This window comes from uncultured Campylobacter sp., assembly GCF_938030815.1.
Lineage (GTDB): Bacteria > Campylobacterota > Campylobacteria > Campylobacterales > Campylobacteraceae > Campylobacter_B.
The window spans coordinates 1-7630 of sequence record NZ_CALHII010000263.1; the positions used below are offsets into that span (position 1 = coordinate 1).

Consider the following 7630-nt stretch of genomic DNA (forward strand, 5'->3'; position numbering starts at 1 on the left):
GCTATTATCGCGACCTTCTACGCCCCGCTTGTTCTTGCCTTTTATGCTCTCGCCGTCCGTGTTAAATTTAGTCGCCTGCGAGGGCAAATCCTCGATGCTAGCAAGCTTTAGCCCTCCGCCAAGCTCGCTTGCAAGGCGATTTAGCGTGCCGTCGATGCCGTCGATGATGCGCACGTGAGGCGGCAAAATTTCGCGCAAAACGTCCTTGAAATAGTTAAAATGCGTGCAACCAAGCACCAGCGAGCCAAGGCGCGCGAGCTCAAATTTGCCCAGTTCCTCCCGCAGATACGCCCGAACCGCAGGCGAGTCAAACTCCAAATCCTGCGCGAACTCCACGAGGCGCGGTAACGCCAGGCTCCACGTCTCGCACTCTAGCCGCCCCACGAGGCGCGCGAGCTTCTCGCCCGCGATCGTTAGGGGCGTGGCGATGAGCAGCGTCGGGCGCGCTCCGAAGCTGTCCGCAGCGAGCTTGACGGCGGGCTCCATGCCGATGACAGGCACGCTAAATGCGCCGCGAAGCTCCGAGATAGCCGCGCTCGTGGCGGTGTTGCAAGCAACGACGACCCCTTCCGCGCCGCGCGAGACCAAAAACCCCACCGCATCAAGGCTTAGCCGCACGATCTGGGCCCTACTTTTCGTGCCGTAGGGGACGTGATCCTCGTCGGCAAAATACAAAAACTCCGCCCCGCTAAATCGCCGCAGAGCCTCGGCGAGCACGCTCAGTCCGCCGATACCCGAGTCAAAAAACGCTATTTTCAAATTCTTAGTCCAAGTTAAAATTTTAAAAAAGGGATTATAGCCCAATTCAAGTAAAATTTAAATTTTGAGCGGGCTTGGTGGATCTGCGGTCGGAATTCTCGCTACCTTATTAAAATTCGCGATAAATTTAATCAATTTTTTAGGGGGGGGGGGGGGAAAAATTAGCCAAATTTTACCCGGAAAGGATACTAAATGAAAAAATCGCTATTTGCGTTGGCGCTCGCCGCTTGCTTTGCGTTAGGAGCGTCCGAGCTTGAGACGCTAGAAAAAGAGTGCAATGATGGCAATATGAAATCTTGCGCCGAGGCAGGATTGCAATGTAAGGATAACGCAAAAAAGCTAAAACTATTTGAAAAAGCTTGTAACGGCGGAAATAAGCTCGGTTGTCTCGGGGTCTCGGGCGTAATGATGCAAGAAGATCCAAAAAAAGCCGTCGAGTATTTTGAAAAAAAATGCGACTCTGGAGACGCTCTTGATTGCGCATTATTAGGGGCCATGTATAAGGACGGAGACGGAGTCGAAAAAGATATATCAAAAGCGGTAATTTATTATGACAAAGCTTGCGACAGAGGAAATGGACTATCATGCGGTATATTGGCAGATATGTACCGTAAAGGAGACGGCATAAAAATAGATTTCATAAGAGCGGCGGTTTATTATAAAAAAGGTTGCGACGTAGCAGGCGAATTACTGAATTGCTACAATTTTGCGGTTTTTAACCATTACGTCGAAAAAGATAAAAGTAAAGCTGCGCAGTATTACAAGAAAGCTTGTGATTCAGGCAAAAATAGCTCTTATCTTGACCTTCCTAATATGACGGAATTGAAGGATACTTGGCAAAAATCCTGCGATATGTATGAGCTGCTAAAATAGCGCGCCGAGCTGCGGTCGGTACAATATGCATCGGCTGCGGCTCAAAATTCGGCTGTATATAAACGCGTCTAAATTTAAAACGCAAGTAAATTTAAAGCGACGATAAAATTTTAAATTGATCGGGCGATATGCGGCAGAATTTAACGTAAATTTACACGGATCCTGCACAGATTTTGATGCGAGCAAAGCGCTAAAATAAAGAGGCGGATTTGTCATAAGCAAATGCGTGCCAAAAGCGTGGATTGGTACGCAGCAGAATTTTAAGTTAGAATTACGTAGCCTTATGCGCTTGCGCCTTCGCATGGATTGGGCGAAAGTGGAATTGCAAGATTGGAATTTACGCAGTCGCGCGTATAAAGCTTCGCGCCGATTTTTTGATGCGGAATTTAGAATTTTAAAATTCCTAGAGCTTCGAATCTGGCGCTGAGCCTTGAAATACCGTAGCGATAGAATTTTAAAATTTGCCGCCGCATCGCTTTAAAAATCTTGCTTAAAAATTTTAATTACGCAGCGTAAAATTTTTCATTTCTGCTGCGGCACTGCGTTTTTCTATAAAAATTTTGCTCTTTTGCTATGACGATGTGTTTTTGTCGCAGAATTTCGCGACTTTTTACGGCGCAGAATTTTTAGCGCGAAGTTCCTCATCATTTTTGCTTGTTAAAATTTAAGCGATAAATCTCACGATGTTAAATTAGCACGGCATAAGGCTCTTGTCGCTAGGCGCCACTTTGAAGCGAAATGAGATAAATTCTACGTGGCGCAAAAGGCGCCCGATTAGGCTTTGCGGCGTCCTTGCATACTGCGCAAAAGTGCGATCTCCTCCGCCCAGATGCTCTCGTCGATCGTTTCTAAAATCAGCGGGATCTCGTCGATGTTTGGATCGTTCATGATGTTTTCAAACGCCGCAAGCCCCAAAAATCCGCGTCCGAGGCTCTCGTGCCGATCTTTGCGCACGCCAAGCTCGTTTTTCGTGTCGTTTAGGTGCATGCCGCTTAAAAATTTATAGCCGATCGCGCGGTCAAACTCGCTCATCGTGCGCTCGTAGGCCTGCGGGCTGCGCAGATCGTATCCTGCGGCGAACGCGTGACAGGTGTCGATGCAGACGCCGATGCGATCTTTATTTGAAATTTTGCCGATCACGTAAGCGAGCTGAGCGAAATCATAGCCGAGATTGGAGCCTTGGCCCGCGGTATTTTCGAGCACGAGCTTGACGCCTGCGGTGTTTGCGATGGCGAAATTTAGCGACTCTGCGATATTATCCAGGCACACTTGAGCTGAAATTTCATTTAGATGCGAGCCCGGATGAAAGTTCAAAAGCCTAAGCCCGAGCGCTTCGCAGCGGCGAATCTCGTCTATGAAGGCGTTTAGGGACTTCTCGCGCTCCGCCTCGCGCGGATGGCCCAAATTTATGAGGTAGCTGTCGTGCACCAAGACATGCTTCGCGCGGATGCCGCTTTGTTTCAGCGCATCCTTAAATGCGGTGATCTCCTTCGCGCTAAGCGGCGGCGCATCCCATCTGCGCTGATTTTTGACGAACATCGCAAACGCGTCCGCCCCGATCTTTGCGGCGTTTAGCGGCGCGTTGGAAACCCCGCCGCTAGCGCTCACGTGCGCTCCGATCCGCTTCATTTTACCTCCTAAATTTTATTTTACGCCGCGTGCGCCGAAATTTCATAAACCCGAACCGCGCGCGGATTTTTTAAATTTAAATGCGCGCTTTTTCTTTCGCAAATACGCGCTGCTCGGTAAATTTCGCCGCGAAGAGCCGGCGCAGAGCGTCAATAAAACTGCGTCGTTTGCAAAGCTTGAGCGACTATCCCGCCGAGTAATGGAATTTTGACCGCTCGCGTCGTGTTTTGTGCGGCTGCTAGAGAGCAGTATTCCCGCGCGTTTATAAATACCCGCCGCGCGAAATTTTACTCGTTCGCAATTTATTCGCGCCGCCCTGCGGAGTAGTATTTCACGTGCTACGAATACTCGCCGCGCGAGATTTACTGCAGTTCGCGGATTTTGATCTTTACGCTGCGTTTTGCGTCGGCGAAGCTTATGGATCTTCCGCCGCCGTCCTTGCCGCGGCAAACTTTATAATTGATAGAGCCTTCTTGCAGGCTTTGTTCAAAGCAGTGACCGCCTGTGTCGCTACCGCCAAAGATCGGCTTACCGTCTAGGATTTCGCCCAGAAGCCCGCGGTAGTGCTCGGCGCCGAAGAATTTTTTATTGAAAACGAGCTCGTCGTCGCACGCGCCGTTCATGCAAATTTTATCGCCTTTTAAAACCAGGCTCAGCACGCTGATGCCGCTTGCGTAAATTTGAACCTCGGTTTGGTTTTTAAATTTACGCATAAAGCCCGCGTCGCTGGTGCGGGTAAGCGGCGAAATGACGGTGAAATTTACAGCTTGCGTAGAAGCGGGCTTGAGTGCGGTGGTAGCACAGCCTGCGAGCAGAAGCGAAAGTGCAAGTGGCGCCAGAAAAGAGCATTTCATAAATAATCCTTAATTTAAGTTGGGTTTAAGTGCGTCTTGAGTAGAATACCGCCTTTAATCTTAATACCAGATTAAGTGGCCCCTTCGTCTAACGGTTAGGACATCGCCCTTTCACGGCGGTAAAACGAGTTCGAATCTCGTAGGGGTCGCCACTTCTAGCTTAAAAATTTTTTGACACAAATTTTAGCTTTTGTAAAATTCTGAAATTTTATCTAACTACTAAATTTCAAAATTATGCGCTTTCGCTGCTTCCTGCGCTACAAAATTCCAAGACTGCAATAAAAATTCTACCTGATAGTTTTAAAATTTAGCCCCGCTGAATTTACGTAATAAATTTTATGCGGACATATGGAACTTAATGAAATAAAACTCGCAAATTTAGCTCTTTCTAAAAAAAATTCGCTAAATTTATCGAATGCAAAATTTTAAAGAATACGTAAATGAAATTCTAAAAAATCATCCTGGCGAGCGCGTCACGAGCTTTAGTTTCGAGGGCGAGAAATACTGGCTCAAGCAACCGGAGCTGCACATCCGCGGCGGATTGCTTACGAAAATATTTAAAGCAAATCCGAAAGCCGCTTTCGATTACGAAGCGCTAAAATGCGAGAGCTTGTACGCAGCTGGCGCGCCTGTGCCGCAGCTGGTGCTGCGAGACGAGAGCTTTTTCGTACTCAAAGACGGCGGCACGCCGGTGGACGAGGTGCTAAAAAGCTCGGATAAGGCATCTTGCGTGGCGCTCATTCAGGGCTACGCTGCGGCGTTAGCACAGCTGCATTCGCGCGGCTTCATACACGGCAGACCCGCGCTGCGCGACGTTTTAGTAAAAAACGGCGAGATGAAATTTATAGATTTTGAAAATCGCGGCGAGCGCGGTGATCTGCAAAAAGCCAAAATGCGAGATTTTTTGCTGTTTGTCTATGATCTTTGTCGCGAAGGGCTGAACGAAGGTTTGGTGCGCGCAGGCATCCGCGCCTACGACTTAAACGGCGGGCAGGACGTAGTGCAAAGTGCGTGGGCTACGGTACTTGCGCTGCGTCCGATATATTTTATTGCTAGGCTTTTGCCGCAAAAATTTAAAGATCTAAACGCGCTCGTGCGCACGTTTGAGCTCTGCCTAAAAATAATTGAGGAAAACGATGGTCAAACAAAGTAAATTTGTTAAATTTAAGCTGGTGATTATACTCGCCTATATGTCCGCTCTGGCGCCCTTATCTACCGATATGTATCTGCCCGCGCTGGAAAAGGTAAAGGCAAGCTTTGCTACGAGCGAGTTTTACGCACAGCTTTCGGTCGCGAGCTTTTTCGTCGCGTTTGCGCTAGGACAGCTCGTTTATGGGCCGCTAAGCGATAAATTCGGCCGTAAAAAGCCGCTATATGCGGGCATTTTGCTTTTTATATGTGCGTCGCTTGCTTGCGTAAGCTTTGATAGCGTTTACGCGTTTATATTTTTTAGGTTTTTGCAAGCTTTAGGCGGGTGCGCGGGAGTGGTACTTGCGCGAGCCGTAATTAATGATAAATTCGAGCTGCACGAGGCTGCGGCGATGTTTGCGCTGATGATGGTCGTAGGCTCGCTAGCGCCGATGCTAGCACCAACTCTAGGTGGATTTGTGCTAGATTTTTTCTCATGGCAAGCGATTTTTGCGATTTTGTTTGCGCTTGGAATTTTGCTTTTTGCATTTATATTTTTCGGACTCGACGAGAGCGCTCAGATAGACAGGACTGCTACACTTAGCGTAAAAGGCGTGCTTGGCGAATACGGCATAATCTTGCGAAATAAAGAATTTATGCGCTATACGCTAGGATTTGCGGTTGCGATGAGCGCACTTTTTGCTTATATCACGGGCTCTAGCTTCATATTTTTGGGCTATTATGGGCTGGGTGAGCATGCCTTCGGCATAATATTTGGCATCAACGCTCTTGGAATGACCCTTGTTTCGGCACTAAATGCCAAACTCGTGCAAAATCGTGAACCCGCCGCTTTATTAAATTTCGGCCTAATAGCGATGCTCGTGACGAGCCTGATTTTGCTTGCATGCGCTATGCTTGGCCTTTCCTTCATCTGCTTTGAGGCTTCGCTTTTCGTATTGCTTTCATCGCTCGGCTTTGTTGCGCCTAACGCCACGACGCTTGCGATGGCGCTGTATAAGGACGGCAACTCGGGCGCGGCTTCGGCGGTACTGGGGACTGCGCAGTTTGCTATTGCCGGGGCTATTTCGTTTATCGTGGGTGCAGTGGGAGCGAATAAGCCGTTTTTGCTCGCAAGTGTGATGGCGATTTGTGCTCTTTGTGCGAACGCCGTGTATTTTTTATTGCGAGAAAAGAATCAAAAATTTTAATTTTAATATTTTTTAAATTTATCGTTAAGGATTGATTAGCTAAAATTAGCTCTCGTTCTTTCAGTGTAAGAAAGACAATTCGGTAAAAAAGGAAACAAGCCAATGAGCGATATTATCGCATATAAACTTAACGGTGAAATTTACGATACTCAAAGTATCGGCGAGCACGCAAGCGAGGCGCAGCCGATATATTTCGATAACTCCGAGGACGCGCTTAAAATTCTGCGCCACTCCTGTGCGCATCTTTTGGCACAGGCGGTGCGCGAGCTTTATCCGAGCGCTAAATTTTTCGTGGGACCCGCGATCGAGGATGGGTTTTACTACGACATCCGCGTCAGCAAAGATAACGGCGAGAAGCTCGGCGAAGAGGATTTAAAGGCGATTGAAAAAAAGATGCGCGCGCTTGCCGAGGCAAATTTAGAGATTAAAAAGATAGCCTCCACAAAAGAGGCGGTCGCGAAAAAATATGCAAACGACGATCTTAAGCAGGAGGTTTTAAAGCGCATCCCGGACGGCCCGGTTAGCTTATACACGCAGGGCGAGTTTGAGGATATCTGCCGCGGCCCGCATGTGCAAAATACGAAATTTTTGAAAAATTTCGCCCTTACGCGCATCGCGGGAGCGTATCTCGGCGGCGACGAGAAGCGCGAGATGCTAACTCGCATCTACGGCGTCGTATTTGCCGATAAAGATAGCCTTAAAAAGCACCTTACGATGCTCGAAGAAGCCAAGAAGCGCGATCACCGAAAGCTCGGAGCCGAGATGAAATTTTTCACCTTCGACGAGCAGATCGGCGCGGGACTTCCGATCTGGCTTCCTGCCGGCACGAGGATGCGCATAAAGCTCGAGGAGCGCCTTTATAGGCAGCTTCGAAAGCGCGGCTACGAGCCTGTGCGCGGCCCTGAAATTTTAAAATCCGACGCGTGGAAGATCAGCGGACACTACAGCAATTACAAAGAAAATATGTATTTTACGACGATCGAGGAGCAGGAATACGGTATCAAGCCGATGAACTGCGTCGGTCATATCAAGGTTTATCAAAGCGAGATCCGCTCATATCGCGATCTGCCGCTTAAATTTTGCGAGTACGGCGTCGTGCACCGCCACGAAAAAAGCGGCGTCTTGCACGGGCTTTTCCGCGTGCGCGAGTTTACCCAGGACGACGCGCATCTGTTTGTG

7 protein-coding genes and 1 tRNA gene are annotated in these 7630 nt (G+C 48.5%); 5 read left to right on the forward strand and 3 right to left on the reverse strand.

The window, feature by feature from the left end:
* Positions 1-759 (reverse strand): glutamate racemase (gene murI, locus Q0277_RS09760; protein WP_297997611.1); only part of this gene is annotated, 759 nt, incomplete at its 3' end.
* A gap of 192 nt (positions 760-951) precedes the next feature.
* Between murI and Q0277_RS09765 the strand changes: the two genes are divergently transcribed.
* A complete protein-coding gene (locus Q0277_RS09765; RefSeq protein WP_297997613.1) occupies positions 952-1632 on the forward strand; it encodes a tetratricopeptide repeat protein in 681 nt (226 codons plus the stop codon).
* A gap of 774 nt (positions 1633-2406) precedes the next feature.
* Here Q0277_RS09765 and nfo read toward each other — a convergent pair.
* A complete protein-coding gene (gene nfo, locus Q0277_RS09770; protein ID WP_297997615.1) occupies positions 2407-3261 on the reverse strand; it encodes a deoxyribonuclease IV in 855 nt (284 codons plus the stop codon).
* Positions 3262-3623: 362 nt separating this feature from the next.
* Positions 3624-4115 carry a hypothetical protein gene (locus Q0277_RS09775; RefSeq protein WP_297997616.1) on the reverse strand — a complete coding sequence of 164 codons (492 nt, stop codon included), beginning with the start codon at positions 4113-4115 and terminating at the stop codon, positions 3624-3626.
* A gap of 77 nt (positions 4116-4192) precedes the next feature.
* Here Q0277_RS09775 and Q0277_RS09780 point away from each other — a divergent pair.
* The 4 genes from Q0277_RS09780 to Q0277_RS09795 form a co-directional block, all read left to right on the forward strand.
* Positions 4193-4267 (forward strand) — tRNA-Glu (locus tag Q0277_RS09780).
* A 263-nt stretch (positions 4268-4530) separates the two neighbouring features.
* A complete protein-coding gene (locus tag Q0277_RS09785; protein WP_297997618.1) occupies positions 4531-5268 on the forward strand; it encodes a spore coat protein in 738 nt (245 codons plus the stop codon).
* Positions 5252-6451, forward strand: coding sequence for a multidrug effflux MFS transporter (locus Q0277_RS09790; RefSeq protein WP_297997619.1), 1200 nt, complete (start codon positions 5252-5254; stop codon positions 6449-6451). Before Q0277_RS09785 ends, Q0277_RS09790 begins: the two co-directional genes overlap by 17 nt.
* A 102-nt stretch (positions 6452-6553) precedes the next feature.
* Positions 6554-7630: threonine--tRNA ligase (locus Q0277_RS09795; protein WP_297997620.1), on the forward strand; the 1077-nt coding region annotated here is incomplete at its 3' end.